The organism is Anabaena sp. AL09 (assembly GCF_001672255.1).
In the GTDB taxonomy this organism is placed as follows: domain Bacteria; phylum Cyanobacteriota; class Cyanobacteriia; order Cyanobacteriales; family Nostocaceae; genus Dolichospermum; species Dolichospermum lemmermannii.
In genome coordinates this window covers 18,801-36,510 of the sequence record NZ_LJOQ01000064.1, presented here as the reverse complement: position 1 = coordinate 36,510, position 17,710 = coordinate 18,801, and the positions used below count along the sequence as shown (strand labels likewise).

Here is a 17,710-nt window from a genome sequence, read left to right as displayed (position 1 = left end):
TTAGCATTGAAAATCGTCGTTATGGCACTAGGCTTGAGGCAAGAGGCAAGAGTGAAGAGGGTTTGGGCGATTTTACTTTTCGTTACATATTTCGGTTTTTTTCCGTTCACCTACTTAATAACTAATAACTAATAACTAATAACAAACTATAATAAACCTTCCAGTTGACGACGAATACTGTCTAAATCAGAATTAACACTTTCTGGGGCAGATAGACTGGTAGGGAAGAAGTTTTTATCAGCATCCTCTATTTGCGCTTGGGCTTGCCAATCAGTTTGTTCCACGTTCGTTTCGGGTGGAATTGCTAATTCACTGTTTTCAGCCACAATTTCCCAAGTATAGCCAGTGCTTTCGCAAAATTCCTGAACATCATCAGCATTCATCATCTCCACTGTCGGGATAGCGAAGTCTTGAGCTTCTAACATTAAAGCAAAACGGGTGGCATCGTCCTCTGATTCAAACATGAGGATTTTATTGCCTTCTAAACCTTGGGCATTGCTAATCCGAATGCTGTGAATTCCTTCATTATCAGTACCAGCATTGAAAATCAGTACAAAAACACGCATTATCCATCCTTTGATTGATTAGTTCTCTAATTTATTTTAAAGTTCTAGGTTGTGCATTCGGGAAAATCTCTGATAATTTTTGTGTGATTGCGGGAAATCAGGCATAGACCAAAAGATATAGTTCTCCAATTTTGCCAAAAACCTAGCTGTAATTTTTGCCATCATCCGGCTATACTCTAATAGACATCTGGTGAAAACTAAATACGCGTGATCTGAAACCCCTGTAAAGACATTCCATGGGTAGGGATTCTCGGCTCTACAATCTTTACCGGATATGTCTAGTAGTTAAACGTAAAATTATGTCAAAATTAGTATTTTGTATTCTTCCAGATATCTGGTAATCCAAGAGTGAAAACCTATGTCTAACTCTCCTAGTCAAAATTCTCGCCCCGCTGATTCTGGGCTTAGGCTTCTATGGTTAATGATATTGAACCGTAGTTGTTTAGGTGTAGGTGCTTTGCTATTGATAGGAATTATTTTCAGTATTTGGCGATTGCAGAATTTTGTTTACCAGGAACTAGTACCATTAGCTACCCAAAGTCTGACTACTACTCTCAACCGTCCGGTAAAACTGGGAGCAGTTCAGTCCTTTTCTCTGACTGGCGTTCAGTTTGCCGCTTCTGAGATTCCCGCTACAGCCACAGATCCAGATAGGGCAAATGTCAAAGCAGTAGATGTAGGTTTTGATATTTGGAAGTTAGTTATTAACCGCAATCTCCGATTGGATGTAACTTTAATTAATCCAGATGTTTATGTTCAACAAGATCCCCAAGCCCGCTGGTTAACGACTACTATCACCCCAGCTACTGGTAAGGGATTGATTAAAACTGATTTGGATAAGTTACGGTTTCGGGATGCAAATTTGGTATTAGTACCGAGAAAAATGGGGGGAGATTTTTCTTTACAAGTTCCTGTAAAATTTTCTGGGATTAATGGAACTGCTCAACTCTTAAATCAAAATAAACTAATTAAATTAGACTTGGCTGCTCAGGCAGTAAGTGGGGGTGATATTTCCATTGTCGGAGATTTAATTCCTCAGAAAGTTTTAGCAGGGGATTTTCGAGTGCGGGGGCAAAATCTCCTGTCCGCAGATATTACTCGGCTTGTAACTTTACCACTGACTTTACAAAGTGGGAGAGTAAATGGTGATTTGCGAATTAAGGTAACACCAAAGCAGAAAACCTTACTCTATGGCAATGCTATGATAGAAGGGGTAACACTACAAATCGCAAAAATCCCCGAATTATTCAATCATAGTCAGGGAAATCTCATTTTTGATGGACTGGTAATTAAATTAGATAATATAGTCACAAACTACGGACAAATCCCGTTCACAACATCGGGGACTATTGATCAACAAGCAGGGTTTAATTTAAAAGCACGTGTGAATGCGGTAAGTTTGGCCAATGCTCAAGCAACTTTAAAGGTAAAGTTACCATTTCCTGTGAGTGGTATAGCTCAAGCCGATTTGCAGCTAATGGGAGCAACTACTAAACCAGTGCTATCTGGTAATGTGAGGACGTTGAAAACTGCCCGAATTGATCAAGTTGATTTTGGGAAAGTTAGTAGTAAATTTGAGCTTATTAGTAGTAAATCTCTCCTGAGAATTACGGATATTCAAGGCAAAACTACCTATGGGGGTGAGGTTAAAGGCGGGGGAATTATTAAACTTGGTCAAGTATCTGCACTGAATTTTCAACTCCGAGCGGAAAATATGCCAGGGGATGCGATCGCTCAAGTATATAATATCAAAACAGGATTCCCCATTGGCATGATCACAGCCACCGCAGAAATAAAAGGTGTAGCTGATAATACCCACACTTTCGTTAAATGGCAAGCTCCTCAAGCCCAATATCCAGTAACAGGAACAAGTATTATTAATCCTGACCGCACAGTTTCTTTTCGTGATGTAGTTGCAACTGTTGGTGGAGGTGTAGTGAATGGTAGTGGTATTTATAGTCATGATAGCAAGCGTTGGCAAGCTTCGGCTCAATCTAGCAAGATTAAATTAACATCTTTTGTTGACCAAAAACAGCAGGAAAATATTTCTCTAGCTGGGGTAGAATTTAACGGTAATTTGCAATTATCAGGAAATTCTTCACCATTTCAAATAGAGACGATTATTCCTAAAAATGCCAATATCAACATTGCTGGTGGCACAGTTAATATTTCGCAAATTAAGTTACAAGACCAAAATTTTACAACTTTATTAGTTGGGAAAGATTTACGTTTAGGAACAATTTTAAAACAGGCTAACCCAATTTTAAATAATCTCCTCGCAGGTAATTTCACTATTGTCGGTAATAGGGAAAATTTTAACCTCAAAACCTTTGCTGGAACAGGTGAAGGATTCCTCTCTGTTGGTGGAGGGAGAATTAAAGCTGCTAATATTCAAGTTGCAGAAGGTCGCTATCAGGCGAAAATTCAAGCGGAAAATGTCCCCCTGACAAAGTTAGCATCTGTACCACCACAATTCCAAGGAAATATAGCCGGTCAGTTGCAAGTAACTGGTTCGGTCGAGTCGTTCCAACCAGAAACTATTCAAGGGGAGGGAAAAGGCAGTTTGAAATTACCCAGTGGTACAGTTACAGCCTCTTCTATTCAACTTAATAATGGTAATTATCAAGCATTGTTGGCTACTTCAGGGTTACAATTAAACCCTTTCAATCAGCAGTTAAAAGGACAGTTGGGAGGAAAGTTGCAAGTATCGGGAAATGTGACTGCTTCTAAATTAGCAGATGTGGCTGCTGTTGGTCAGGTGCGCTTTAGTCAAGGTTTACAAGGTTTTGATTCACCTATTCAAGCTGATATCGGGTGGAATGGAGAAAAGCTAACTGTTGATAGTTTCAATAATGCTAACTTTCAAGCTAAGGGTTATTTATTAGCTAATGCTAAGAAAGCAGGTATCCCAGAAATTACGCAATTAAATTTTAATGTTCAGGCAAAAAATTATAGTCTGCAACGGTTGCCAGTGCAACTACCTGATACTGCGGATATTGCTGGCAACTTAGATTTTAGCGGACAAGTGACAGGAAAACCCACTGCACCAAATATTATAGGTAAGTTGGGGTTACGGAATTTCAAAGTTCAGGAATTTGCTTTTGAACCATTATTGACTGGTAATGTGAATTCTGGATCAGGACAGGGGTTAAGTTTAGATGTTGCAGGTGTAAAGGAACGGATAGCAATTAATTTAGATGGTAACAATCGCCCCAAATCGTTTTTAGTTCAGTGGCAACAAGCATTGCTATCAGGTGCAGCAACGGGATCTGACTGGGGTGTGAATGTGGCCAATTTCCCATTGAAAGCTTTAAATATAGCTGTACCAGCGAATACTCCTTTAAGTCCGGGAGGAGTGAGAGGATTATTAACAGCAAATTTGCAAATTAATTCGCAGACATTAGCCACAGCAGGAAATATAGCCATTGAAAAACCCGAACTTGGCCGGATTAAAGGCGATCGCTTTAGGACACAACTGCGCTATGATAACAATACATTCGTCCTTAATGATAGCGAACTTCGCAAAGGTGAAAGCAGATATAGCTTTGATGCCAATATCAAACCGTGGGCAAAAAAACCGCAACTGCGAGCAAAAATCAACATTGAAAAAGGCAACATTCAAGACTTTTTGAATGCGGCTCAAATCTTTGACATGGAAGACTTCCAACGTGGTTTAAAAGCACCGACTTACGGCAAGTCTGCGGACTTAACCACCAACTCCCAAGGATTACCTTTAGAGTCTCTATTGACCCAAATCCAACGGTTATCAGAAATTGATACCCTACTAACTACCCAACAACAACAACGGTCTACGGCTAAACCTATCCCAGATTTAAGAGACTTAAAGGGGATTTTGAATGGGAATATTTTTATTAATACTGCCACAACGGACGAACCCAGGATAAAATTTAACCTCCAAGGAGAAAACTTCACCTGGGGTAAATCAACAGAACCAAGCCGCTTTTATCGTGCGGAACAAGTCATAGCTAAAGGTAGTTTTGAAGAAGGAATTTTCCGGTTCCGACCTTTACGAATTCAATCTCAGCAAAAAATAATTGCCTTTACAGGTAACATTGGTGGTCAGGCACAATCAGGTCAATTGAAAATCGAAAACTTTCCCATTCAGCGACTAAATAATTTGGTGAAACTGCCACTGGGAATTGGCGGTAAGCTGAATATTACCGCAGCAATAGCTGGAAGTATTATCAATCCTCAAGCTAGAGGAGAATTAAACATTACAGAAGGAACAATTGATCAGAAATCAGTGGAATCAGCTAATACTAGTTTCAGTTATGCTGACGGACGTTTAAACTTTGGTAGTCAGGTAACGGGAGTGGGAGTAGGGACTGAACCTGCAAATATTAATGGTAGTATTCCCTATACTTTGCCCTTTGCTTCTGAAAAATCAAACAGTAATCAAATTACCTTAGATATCAATGTCAAAAATGAAGGTTTAACAATTCTCAATCTGTTTACTAATGAGATCTCTTTTGAAAAAGGACAAGGGGAATTAGATTTAAAAGTTCGGGGAACTCAACAACAACCTTTCGTTAAAGGAACTGCTTCTCTCGATAATGCTACTTTTAGATCCTCAGCCTTACCAGGAAAATTAACCAATGTGAATGGTAAAGCAATTTTTGATTTAACCCGTGTGTTTATAAAAAGTCTCGAAGGTAAATTTAGTGATGGTAATATTCAAGCTGCTGGAGAATTGCCAATTTTTAATAGTCGAGATACCAAAATAGATGTGCCGCTAATTGTGACCTTAAAACAATTAGTTTTAAATCTCAAGGGGTTATATCAAGGAGGTGCTAATGGTAATTTAGAAATTACTGGTTCTGTTCTGAAACCAATAATTGGCGGTAATATAGAATTATTTGATGGTCAAGTATTGTTAACAGAATCTCCAGATGAGAATTCAGCAGCTAATAAAATTGGCAACCAAAACAAACCAGATCCAGAAAATAAAATTACTAGGTTAAATAATTTAGGATTAAAATTAGGTAGAAATATCCAAATTGTCAAATCACCAGTTTTTAAATTTCAAGCTTCTGGAGATCTAATTGTTAACGGTTCTTTAGTTGAACCGATACCAGAAGGAACTATTAAGTTAAATAAAGGTGCAGTAAATTTGTTTACTACCCAATTAAATTTAGCAAAAGGTCATGAACACACCGCTACTTTTAGCCCTCGTCAACCCCGTGATCCTAATTTGGATATTCGGCTATTTGCGAAGATTCTAGATATAACTCAAAATAGTGATATTAGCAGACAAGGTTCTACAGGTTTAGCCGGGTTGGAGACAGTCCGAGTTGAAGCCAGTATTAATGGTTTAGCTAGTCTAATTAATGATAACTTACAACTAAAAAGTAATCCTTCTCGTTCACAAACACAAATTGTCACTTTGTTAGGAGGTGGACTTATTGACAATCAAGGACGTAGTGACAGTAATCTGGGTTTAATTAATATTGCTAGTTCGGCTGTTTTCAGTAATTTCCAAGGTGCATTTAATGAAATTGGTGATGCTTTTGGTTTAAGTGAATTGCGGATATTTCCGACTATTGTTTCGGAAAGACCAGCAGCGGGAAAAAATAACTCATCTTTAGAATTAGCTTTAGAAGCCGGAATTGATATTTCTCCGAAATTTTCCCTTTCTACTATTAAGATATTAACAGCAAATGATCCTTTGCAATGGGGGATTAATTACCGGATAAATAATCAATTTCGTCTTCGTTCTTCCACTAATTTAACTGATGATACCCGGGCTGTAATTGAGTTTGAACGGAAGTTTTAAAAAATTGATCATTGATCATTGATCATTACCAATAATCACAAGTAATATCTAACAGTTGTGACAATACGACTCTTTTTTGCTCGTAAAGCAGTCTTCAAAAACAAAGTTGTTTGGTTATGTAAAATACTATCCCACCAATTTCGAGGGACAAAAACGGGAATAATGATAGTTGTGAAAACACCTGGGTGACTTTCCTGGAACTGACCAATAAAATCTACAATTGGCTCAATTACTGAACGATAAGGAGAATCAATAATTTCCAAAGGAATATCGGATTCTAGATTCTGCCATTTTTCTTGGAGTTTTTGCCGATCTGTGGAACCAATATCTACGTGAACAGCGACAATTTCATCTGCAATTGTCCGCGCATAGTCTAAAGCTTCTACTGTTCCTCGGTTTAGCTGTCCTACGACAACTACCGCCGGGTGGGTGATAATTTCTGGCTTGGGAACGGAGATTTGACACTCTCAGGGCTAAAGCCGCTGAGATTCTTGGTTCAACGAGTCCACTTAACTTAGAACCCTTGCGGTATCTAAGCCAGAGGTGGTTCTCTCCCCAAGCGTTAACTTTCCCTCTGCCCTAAGGTAGTTGCATTACTGCAAATTTTGCTTGAGTTTAAATTCTGTGTTGTCTAGCTCCCATGAAGATTTTACCTATTCCTGGGTAGGAAACTAAAACTATGGAATAGAACCCCATATCCTCAATTGTCAAGGTACAGAAAAGCTGTTAGGCAGTTAGGTTTTTATACAGGTTGATTACCATTCCTGTTGTGAATAGTATAACATCATCAAATACAAAGGCGATAAACCTTTGCTCATTTTAACCAATCTTTACAAAAAGAAAAACTCTATGCGGTTAAAACCGCACGAGTCGCTTATATCTCAGGTCTAAAGACACTGAGTTTTACGCTTACCGGATATCTCTATAACTCCGGGGTGCTAACTCCTGAATACTAAGACGTTGAGCTACATATTGATAATGTTGATGAATAACTGCAAATAAAGTCACTACTAAGGGAATTGCTACCACTACTAACCAAGCACCTAAGAGGAACTTAGTAGAAATTATGACTAATAATACTATTAAGGTAGCAAATGCTCCTAAAGCATTCATAATTGCACTGGCACGCCAATTTCTGGTTTGTCCTTGAAACCAGTGACGAACCATACCAGCTTGGGAAAGGGTAAAGGAAGTGAATACACCAACTGCGTAGAGAGGGATAATGGCGTTAACTTGACCTTTGAAGATAATGGCTAAAATTCCTGCACAGGTACTAAGGAGAATAATCCCGTTAGAGTAGACCAAGCGATCGCCTAATAGAGACAATTGGCGGGGTAAAAATCCATCTCTGGCTAAAAAATAACACAGTCTGGGAAAATCTGCATAACTGGTATTAGCAGCTAACATCAAAACCAACAGGGTAACAACTTGCAGGAAATAGTAAACAGGCCCTGTTCCCAAAATTGCTCTCCCCAAAAGAGAAACTACTGTTGACAACTAACTACTGAAGCACTTCTTAAACCTTGAATGGTGGAAATTACTTGGTTGGCAACTTGATCAATTTCCTCAACTGTATTAAATCTCCCCATCCCAAATCGCATGGAAGCATAAGCTAATTTATCCGAATGTCCCAATGCTTTCAACACATAGGAAGGGGCAACATTATTAGAAGAACAAGCAGAACCCGAAGATACAGCTACTGTTGATTGTAACCCTAAAGAAAGTGCTGCACCATCTACACCTTCCACACTAATATTTAAGTTTCCTGCTAATCGGTTTTGAGGATGTCCGTTTACATGAATTCCCCCGACAGTAGATAACTGTTGCCACAATCTTGCTCTTAATGCTGTTAATCGTTGATTTTCGGTTTCTTGTTCTGAATCAGCAATTTCTACAGCTTTACCAAAACCGACAATTTGCGGTGTGTATAAAGTCCCAGAACGCATTCCTCTTTCATGTCCTCCCCCATGTTGTTGGGAAGCAAGTTTAACTCTAGGGTTACGTCTGCGGACATATAAAGCCCCAATTCCCTTTGGTCCATAGACTTTATGGGCTGTGAGAGACATTAAATCAATATTCATCTCTTCTACATCTAAAGGGATTTTACCAATAGCTTGGGCTGCGTCTGTGTGCAAAATAATTTGCCTTTGACGGCACATTTCTCCAATTTCAGCTATTGGTTGTAAAACCCCAATTTCATTATTTGCAGCCATTACAGATACTAAAATTGTATCATGACGCAAAGCTTTTGCTAACTGATTTAAATCAATTAGTCCATCTTTTTGTACTGGCAAAATTGTAATATCAAAACCAAGACTTTTTAAATATTCGCAAGGATCTAAAACTGCTTTATGTTCCGTGGCAATAGTCACAATATGCTGACCTTTTTGGAAATAAGCTTCAGCAATACCTTTAATAGCTAAATTATTTGCTTCCGTTGCACCACTGGTAAAAACAATTTCTTCAGGGGTAGCGTTAATTGCTTTTGCTAAAATTTCCCGTGTTTGTCTAACAGCAGCTTCCGATTCCCAACCGTAAATATGGCTAATACTCGCCGCATTACCAAACTTTTCGGTAAAATAGGGAATCATAGCAGCCATTACCCTTTCATCAACGGGGGTAGTAGCATGACAATCGAGATAGATAGGACGACTGGACATAATTAATTCAGAGTTAATTCAAAATTTGACTTAGTTTTTTTAAGATTCGGAAAACTTGATAAAGTTCGTTTTCTCGACGATACAAAGTAAATCTTTCTGACAAAGCATATCTAGGTTGATCTTTTTGCAGCAGTTTGATAAATTGAAAATCTTCTCCATTAATGACTAATGAATATACAGGATAATCAGGATGAGGATTAGCCAGCATATAAGTAAGTGCTTGAGGTATGGCTTGTGCAAGGGAAAAAGCAGTTTTTTTAGATTCAATTACCAATAACCATAATTGTTGCTGGATAATTAAAACATCAATTCTGCCTCTGATAAGTTCTTCTGCATCTTCGACGGCAATTTCTATTGATGATTCACTTCTAATAAAGAAAGGTTCATCATAAAATCCAGCTAAACTGAGTAAGGGAGATAAAACAACTAACTTTACGGTTTCTTCTGATAAAGGAGGATGTTTAACCAATCGGAGAAAATGAAATTTTACTCTGTCTAGATATTGCTTTTCTAAATCAGAAATTTCTGGCAAATGTTCCCACCATTCAGGAAAGAACGCTTCACTGTCGGTTTGTTCTAAACTAAATCTTTCTTCTAAATAGGCAATGCCTATATTTTGTGCTTGGATGAACTGAACCATAATACAAATAATAGGATGTCAGGAGTCAGGAGTCAGGAGTCAGGAGTCAGGAGTCAGGAGTTAGGAGGTAGAATTGTTGAGAATAGCTTTTGCATAACTATCTAATAATCTACTAACTTCTTGTAGTTTTAACATTGATTCTGATGTATTAGCATATCCTAAATCTTTTGTGAGAATAAGATAGTATCTACATTCTTCCAGAGAAGCTTGTGCAATATTCATAAATCTTACTTTATCTAAATCTCCTTTTTTCTTAAAGCCCTCAGCGATATTTGCAGGAATAGAAATTGATGCGCGTCTAAATTGAGAAGCGAGTCCATATATTTCGGATTTAGGAAAATTCCCAGTTATCTGATATACTTCTAACACAAATTGATGTGCTTTTTGCCAAACTATTAAATCTTCAAATGTTCTCGCAGGTTGCATTTATTCTAACTCCTGACTCCTAACTCCTGACTCCTGTTCGATAAAAGTTTAAATAGCTGCTAATTCCTTGATTTTTTTAAGTACAGCTTCAGCATGACCTTTTGTTTTGACATTCGGCCAAGCGTAGGCGATGCTTTTATTAGGTGAAATCAGGAAGGTTGAACGAGCAACCCCCATATATTCTTTACCCATAAACTTCTTTAAACGCCATGCACCATAAGCTTCTATTAATTGATGTTCAGGATCAGTTAATAGGGTAATTGATAAATTATGTTTGTCAATAAATTTACAATGAGATGTGGCAGAGTCGGGACTAACGCCGATAATTTTCGCGCCTACTGTGGTAAATTCTGAGAATAATTCTGTAAAGTCTTGAGCTTCTGTGGTGCAGCCAGGTGTATTATCTTTAGGGTAAAAATAGAGAACTAGCCACTGATTTAGATCAGCAATATTAACTAAATTATTGTTTTGGTCTGGGGTCGAAAAATCTGGTGCAGGTTGGCCAATTTGGGGAATATTGCTCATATATTAAAGGGTGATAAATTGGGAATAGATGAAAATTATAGTGAAATTAGGCACTCACACTGGATTCAATTTCTCGTCTGCGAGGAACATCATAAACCATAAAATCATGAGCCATAATTGTTTTCGGAAAAATTGCTTTTGCTTCTTTAAGTAAGTCTTTTAATTCAATGGTATTACCTGGAGCATAGCGGGGGCTAAAATGTGTCATAATCAGTTTGCGAACTCCGGCAATGTATGCTGTTTGCGCTGCCATTGTGGTTGTAGAATGTAACCGCTGGAAAGCCATTTCTGAATCTTGATGAGCAAACGTTGCTTCATGAATTAACACATCTGCATCCTGTGCTAATTGTACTGCACCATCACAATAAACTGTATCTGTACAATAGGCAATTTTCCGACCAATTTCTGTGGGACCACATAATTCACTGCCATTAATTACTCTTCCGTCTTCCAGGGTGACTGTTTCACCGCGCTTGAGTTGTCCATAAATTGGACCTGAAGGAATTTCTAAGGCTTTGGCTTTGTCTATATCAAAGCGTCCGGTTCTATCTTTTTCTGCTACTCGGTAGCCAAAAGCAGGAATGCGGTGATGTAAAAGACTACAGCTAACTGTAAATTCATCATCTTCATAAACTACCCCCGACTGCACAGTATGCACTTTAATGGGGTAAGAAAAATGGGTATGAGAGTAACGGGAAGCGGCTTGTAGGTATTCGTTTAATCCCGATGGACCATAAATATCAATTTTGTCTACATTACCTGCTAAACCGCAACTGGCAAGCAATCCCATTAAGCCAAAAATATGATCACCGTGCATATGGGTGACAAAAATTCGGGATAGTTGGCTAACTTTTAAATCACTCCGCAAAATTTGATGCTGAGTTCCTTCCCCACAGTCAAATAACCACAATTCTGCTCGTTGTGGTAACCTCAGTGCCACGCTGGAAACGTTGCGTGATCTTGTAGGTACACCGGAACTAGTCCCTAAAAATGTAATCTGCACGGCGTTTTTTAGCTGTCCTTTTGCTCAATATAGTTGTTGATTCTCTATCTTGGCACAGTATTGGCACAGTCAGCTATTTGAGAAAAAGTAAAATATCAAGATTTTCTAATTTTCCTAGTTTTTATTGCCACCAAAAAGAATTTGCTAAAGGCCAAGATAATTCACAAAGAGTACCTTGAGGATAAAGGGAAACTCGCCTAAATTTACCTTTAATTTGTTGGGCTAAATTTTTAAATTGTTTTGTTCCCCAACCTTCTTTTGATGAGTTAATTCCTAAACCATTATCCATAATGCTCAGAGTAGCATATTCTTTAGAAGCAGAATAAGTAACTTTCAAACAGGTGATTCCTGTAGCGTGTTTACCAACATTACATAAGGCTTCTTCTAAGAATCTGCAAAGTCTGCGCTTATTTTCAATACTCAAATTGCTTTCATTAATAGTTTCAAAATTGTGAATTTTTAGTTTCAGGGTTTTAAAGCCAGGAAAATCTCGTTCTAAGGTGTGGCTATAAACTTGATAAAGGATTTCAGGTAAAGGGTTTTGCAAATCTATGACTAGACTATTTCCTAGATAAAGGCTAGTATCTTGATTAAGAGTTTCTTGTTGCCAAAAATTAGATATTCCTCGTAATTCTTGATTTAGTTCTTCAAGTTCTTTTTCTATTAAAGGTAGCAAGTTATTAATTGGTAATTCTTGCCCTTTAACTAGCTTTAAAACTCTAGCCAGACTTTGTAATGGTCCATTATGAATTGTTTCAAATTTAGTTTCAATCATGTTTTGGCGAGATTTAATCCCAGCTTTAATTGTTTGGTGATATTGATATAAAGCTATGATACTGATGCAATTAATAACCATCAAAAAAATTGCTGGTATTAAGGCAACTGACGAATTCCTAGTTAACAAAAAATGACTAATCAAGACTAGACTCAAAATAGTCATGATATTTTCTGATAACTTTTCTCCATAACCAAAATAATTTTCTGGTTGTAGTTTTTTCCAAATTTGAGTTTGCATAAGCTTTTATCTCACTCTCAAAACCTTAATTATGGAAAACAAATTATTGATTTTACTAACTTTATTTGTTTGTTAGTTGATTAATCAATTAATCCTTCAGATCTAGCTTTAATTTCTGTTTGAATGCGAATATTTTTGCCTGCTTCTGGATAAATATTTAAAGCGTCCTGTAATTTACTCCAATAATGACGCACCATGCGTTCAGAAATGCACATATTTTCAGCAATTGCTTTATCTTGTAATCCTGCTTCAAAGGCTAAGTTTAGAACCTTTAACCACTCCGTTTTCACATCTAAACCCGAATGAATTCCTTTAATATCTTTTGTGTGAGTTAATCCTTGTAATGCCCAATCAACCCTAGTTAACATTTCTTGGCTAGAAAGACTTTTATCAACAATAGTAAAGCCTCCCTTGTGATTATCAATATAAGGACGAATGCGGATTAATGTCCTGACATGGGCGCTTTGAATAACAAGATTTAAATGGGAATAATTTTCCATTAAAACCTTCAAAAGTTGAATACCTGTATCAACCCTCGCTATCATTTCCGGTTTTTCTGGTATGGAAAGATCCATAACTACTAGGTCAGGTTGGTAACTAATAACTTGCTCAAAAGCATAACTAGCATTTGTAGCCGAATTAAATTCAGCACTAGGATAGTTTTTCCTTAATATTTCGACTGTTCCATTTAAAACTGATTCGTGATCATCAATAACGATGAATTTTAAAATTGTTTTTTCCGATGAAACTTGTTGCATATCCAATAATTGTCCCAATAGGTATACTCCTGATAAGTCTTGATTCCTATCTCATACCATTAATTACTTTTTTCTAGATTCTCTTAGTTATAACTTATTGTCTATGGGGGGTGTCACGCTAATTCCATGAAATTTATTAGAAAATACTGAGATTATGAAGTTGATGTATGATCATAATAAATATGTTTATTTAACAATAATTTAGGTTTAATCAGAGTTGTAACAGATATATTGCCTGGTACTATAGGAGATATTAAGTAATAGAAAATACTTACCAATAAAAGTGCCAGATTGACATAAGGTTTTTGTGAAAGGAGGAGCATTTATCTGGCATTAAAAACTTAAAGCTATTGTAAAGATGTTCTAATTCTGGTAAATGGGAATAAAAAATACGAACAACCAGATCCCCGACTTCTCTAAGAAGTCGGGGATCTGCACGCTATCACAACTCAAATAGGATTGCTACACTTAATTGCTACTCATAAATCAGTAATTAATCTGGCTTTTCTCAACATAAATTGTAATGCTGTTTCTTCCTTAGAAATAATTTCGGCTGTAGCGTTCATTCCTGATTGCAGTAGACACTGACGACCATTATTTCCAAATGAGTAGCTTTCCGGTTGAATTGTGGCTTCAAAATAGCTAATACCAGAAGAATTCGTAGTATTTGGATCTTTGTTTTGAGGTGTAATTGCATCTGGAGCGATGTTTTTAACAATCCCTTTCGCAGTTCCATAATCAGGATAGGGACAAGCATCAACACGAAGTTGGACTTTTTGATTAATCGCAATTTTGTTAATTTCTGCTGTGGGAATCATGGCTTTAATTACTAAAGGAGCATTATTAGGAACAACTTCAGCAATAGATTCACCAGCCCGCACAAATTGACCAGAATTGCGTAAATTTAGTTTAAATATGATCCCATTACTTGTGGAAAGAATAATACTGTTTTTGCGTTGATTTTCGAGTTGTTGAAGTTCTTTTTGTGATTGTTTAATTTGAGTTTGTATTTCTAATAATCGCTGAATTAAGATTTCTCTTTCTTTATTTAAAACTGCTATATTGGCTTCACCTTTGGCAATTTCTTGAGCAATACGTTGTTCTGCCATTTTCATCATGGCTGTAGTGGGATTAATGGCAGCTTTATTAGATTTAATTTTTATTTGAGCGATATCAACAGCTTTTTTTGCCGATTCTAATGTTAAACTTATTTGTTTGACAACTAGCTGTTTTTGCTCAAATTCTCGGTTGCCAATTGCACCAATTTTTGATAATTTCTCATAACGATCCCGATCTACTTTGGCAAACTCTAAATCAACTTCAGCCTTTTCTAAATCTACTAATTCTTTTTCAATATTTACCTCCGCTGTCATTAATTCATTTTCGGTATTAATTCTTCGTTCTTGATATTCTCTTTGATTTCTTAACAAATCCTCTCTAGCAGCAGCGATAATTCTTTCTACGACTCTTTTTTCGGACATTATTTGATTATTTAAAATCCCATTTTGAGCATAAATTTGCATTATTTGTAATTTACTTTGTTTGATACCTTCTTCTAATTGGCTTTTCTTAATTAGCAATTGATCAGTATCTAAGATAGCAATTATTTCCCCTTGCTTAACAATTTGATTTTCTTTGACTAAAATACTTTTAATAGTCCCTTCTATCTTGGGTTGGACTACACGAGTTTCACCTATGGGACGAACAAGAGCAGCAGCTTTGATTGTTACATTATATTTTACCCATGAGGATAAAGCAATACTAGCAATAACAGTCCCAATCAGAAATACACCTGCTAAGGATGTCCACCGATTTATAGGTGGAAGTGAATTATCATTGTCACTGAGAGAATCGAATTCTTGATTATGAGTGTAAAGCATAATTATCAAAAGCAATAAATAATAATAACTAAGGAATTACAAAATCTAAATGGTCTCCTGTTTTGCTACGTAAATCTTCCAAAGAACCTACTAATTTTAACCTACCTTTATCTATTAAAACAATCCAATCAGCCCGATTAATTACCTTGGGCCTATGAGTAATTAAAATCGTTGTTTTTCCTTGACGATGTTGAAAGAGTTGGTCTAAAACTTGGGCTTCACTCACTGGATCTAGTCCACCAGTAGATTCATCTAAAATGAGAATTGCTGGATCTGTAACAATGGCTCTAGCTATGGCTAATCTTTGTCTTTGTCCACCAGAAATATTAGCACCAAATTCACCTAAAATAGTTTGATATGTCTCAGGTAACTTACTTATAAATTCATCAGCACCAGAAATTTTACAAGCTTGAACAATCTGCTCAAAACTAACATAAGGCGCTCCTAATCGGAAATTATCAATAATAGAACGATTCCAAAAATGAGCATCTTGAGGAACAAGAACTATTTGTTGACGGAGACATTCTAAAGAAAGGTCTTGGAGATTATAAATCCCAATCTGGATATTACCAGATTGCAATTGATATAAACTAGAAATTAATTTAGCTAAGGTGCTTTTACCACAGCCAGATTTACCAATTAGAGCAATATTCTTACCTCCAGGAATCGTTAAAGAAAAATCTTCTAATAAATCAATTCGACCAGGATAATGAAAGGTTAAATTTGTACAAATAATATTAGCATTACTAGAGATTTCTACAAATGGCTTTTTACTATTATCTTCTTCTTCTGGAGTAGCATCAATAACTTCTGTCAGCCTTCGAGTAGCAGTTTTAGCCCGGGTAAATTCATCAACAAAATTAATAACTGTACTAATTAAAGATATAAAATTACCATTCATTGAATTAAATGCTAGTAATTGCCCAACACTGATATTTTCAGCCGGGTTAATTACTAAATAGCCACCAAACCAGAGTAAAACTACGCCACCAATACCAGAAACAAAACCTGAGAAGGTATTATTAATAATTCCAATTTGCATCGTCTGAAATGTTAGCCTAGCTAGACGATTAAAACGATTTTGTAATTCATCCCAAAATTGTCTTCTTGATGCGGTTGTTTTGAGAGTTAATGCACCTTTAAAGGTTTCCACTAAAACCCCTTGGGTTTCCGCTTCTGTAATTAAGAGTTCATTAGTTTTTTGTTGTAATGTGGGCTGGAAAATAAAGGTAGACGTGGTCATGACCACAGAAATTACTAAAGCTACCAAGGTAAGTTTCCAGCTATAGAAAAACATGAAACCCAAGGAAATTATGGCAATAAAAAATTGACTGGGTAACCCAATAACAACTTGAGCAATTAATTGATTAATCTGGTCAATGTCTCGCAGCCGACTAACAACTTCACCACTGCGACGAGTTTCATAATAAGTTAATGGTAAACGCAGAATTTGCCGCCCAAATTCCAAAACTAGACCTAATTGCATTCGTTGAGCAAAATGAGCAATTAAGTGAGACTGGACAAACGAAAGGCTAGTAGAAATAATATTCATAACTACTACAGCAATGACTACTGTAGTTAATAATTTTATGTCACCTCTAACTAATACATCATCGGTGAGAATTTGCAGCAGAAAAGGAGAAGTTAAAGACAGTAAACCCAATACTAAATTAAGAGGTAAAGCTTGGAATAAAATACCACGATAAATCCAAACTCGTCGGAAGAAACGCCAAAAACCACCTTCTTTATCTTGCTTTTGAGCAAAAAACCGAAGGGGGTCTGGTTCTAATAATAATAATAACCAATCTGTCCAAGCTGCTTTTATATCTTCTTTAGAAAGATAACGCATTCCCACTGCGGGATCTGCAATCAGAAATTTTTTACCTTTTTTACCATATAAAATCACCCAATGATTGCCTTTCCAATGAATAATCGCGGGTAAAGGTGCTTCATTAATTTTATCTAATATTTCTGGAGAAGTTTTCACTGGATTGGCTTTAAAACCCAGAATTTCTGCTCCTCTTTTTAATCCTAATAAAGTAGTTCCAAATTGTCCTGTTCCGACGGCTTCCCGAATATGACTAATGGTAAATGTTTGACCGTAATATTTGGCAATTGCCGCTAAACAAGCTGCACCACAGTCTTCTTCACTATGCTGTTTAACAAATTGGTATTTCATTAGCAATTAACCATATAAGGTTGGAAAAATAAGCCAATTTATTTGTTATTAAATTGATTTTTTATATTTATTTAATTGGTGTAAAATCTTGGCGAATACAGCACTTTGCCTAAGAATTATGTACAATATTTAAGGAGACAAATTGAACAATTAAGGTAAGAATTCAGGTGAGATGATAAGATCCCCGACTTCTTTTATTTATTGTGTCCATAAATTATAAATTTATGTCAGAAGTCGGGAATATTGGTATGAACGAGTGCTGTA

13 protein-coding genes are annotated in these 17,710 nt (G+C 36.6%); 1 reads left to right on the top strand and 12 read right to left on the bottom strand.

What is annotated here, in order from left to right; all coding sequences use genetic code 11:
• Nucleotides 1–146 precede the first annotated feature (146 nt).
• Entirely contained in the window at nt 147–566 is a 420-nt protein-coding gene (locus tag AN490_RS12755) for a DUF3110 domain-containing protein (RefSeq protein ID WP_300003709.1), read from the bottom strand.
• 358 nt (nt 567–924) lie between these two features.
• On the opposite strand from AN490_RS12755, the gene AN490_RS12750 reads away from it, so the two are divergent.
• The gene (locus tag AN490_RS12750) at nt 925–6,360 is read left to right on the top strand and encodes a translocation/assembly module TamB domain-containing protein (RefSeq protein ID WP_300003706.1); all 5,436 of its coding nucleotides are present in this window, start codon (nt 925–927) and stop codon (nt 6,358–6,360) included.
• A gap of 35 nt (nt 6,361–6,395) precedes the next feature.
• Here the strand turns inward: AN490_RS12750 and AN490_RS12745 are convergent, their stop codons facing one another.
• From AN490_RS12745 to AN490_RS12695, 11 genes are all read right to left on the bottom strand, one after another.
• Nucleotides 6,396–6,623, bottom strand: a complete 228-nt coding sequence (locus AN490_RS12745; protein ID WP_300003703.1) for a hypothetical protein — start codon at nt 6,621–6,623, stop codon at nt 6,396–6,398.
• A gap of 646 nt (nt 6,624–7,269) precedes the next feature.
• Nucleotides 7,270–7,857, bottom strand: a complete 588-nt coding sequence (locus tag AN490_RS12740) for an amino acid permease (RefSeq protein ID WP_300003700.1) — start codon at nt 7,855–7,857, stop codon at nt 7,270–7,272.
• Nucleotides 7,845–9,020 (bottom strand): IscS subfamily cysteine desulfurase, encoded by a 1,176-nt coding sequence (locus tag AN490_RS12735; protein ID WP_300003697.1) that lies wholly within the window; start codon nt 9,018–9,020, stop codon nt 7,845–7,847. Before AN490_RS12735 ends, AN490_RS12740 begins: the two co-directional genes overlap by 13 nt.
• A gap of 13 nt (nt 9,021–9,033) precedes the next feature.
• Nucleotides 9,034–9,660: a type I restriction endonuclease gene (locus AN490_RS12730; protein ID WP_300003694.1), complete on the bottom strand. Its 627-nt coding sequence runs from the start codon at nt 9,658–9,660 to the stop codon at nt 9,034–9,036.
• A 60-nt stretch (nt 9,661–9,720) separates the two neighbouring features.
• Entirely contained in the window at nt 9,721–10,086 is a 366-nt protein-coding gene (locus tag AN490_RS12725) for a four helix bundle protein (protein WP_015080461.1), read from the bottom strand.
• A gap of 48 nt (nt 10,087–10,134) precedes the next feature.
• Nucleotides 10,135–10,611 (bottom strand): thioredoxin-dependent thiol peroxidase, encoded by a 477-nt coding sequence (gene bcp, locus AN490_RS12720; RefSeq protein ID WP_271837520.1) that lies wholly within the window; start codon nt 10,609–10,611, stop codon nt 10,135–10,137.
• A 46-nt stretch (nt 10,612–10,657) separates the two neighbouring features.
• The gene (locus AN490_RS12715) at nt 10,658–11,614 is read right to left on the bottom strand and encodes a ribonuclease Z (RefSeq protein WP_300003688.1); all 957 of its coding nucleotides are present in this window, start codon (nt 11,612–11,614) and stop codon (nt 10,658–10,660) included.
• Between the two features lie 121 nt (nt 11,615–11,735).
• A complete protein-coding gene (locus tag AN490_RS12710; protein ID WP_148764197.1) occupies nt 11,736–12,629 on the bottom strand; it encodes a sensor histidine kinase in 894 nt (297 codons plus the stop codon).
• 80 nt (nt 12,630–12,709) lie between these two features.
• Complete coding sequence (locus AN490_RS12705) at nt 12,710–13,387, bottom strand: response regulator transcription factor (RefSeq protein WP_300003715.1); 678 nt, start codon at nt 13,385–13,387, stop codon at nt 12,710–12,712.
• A gap of 479 nt (nt 13,388–13,866) precedes the next feature.
• Nucleotides 13,867–15,267: an HlyD family efflux transporter periplasmic adaptor subunit gene (locus AN490_RS12700; protein WP_300003686.1), complete on the bottom strand. Its 1,401-nt coding sequence runs from the start codon at nt 15,265–15,267 to the stop codon at nt 13,867–13,869.
• A 28-nt stretch (nt 15,268–15,295) separates the two neighbouring features.
• Nucleotides 15,296–17,446 (bottom strand): peptidase domain-containing ABC transporter, encoded by a 2,151-nt coding sequence (locus AN490_RS12695; RefSeq protein ID WP_300003684.1) that lies wholly within the window; start codon nt 17,444–17,446, stop codon nt 15,296–15,298.
• Nucleotides 17,447–17,710: the final 264 nt, after the last annotated feature.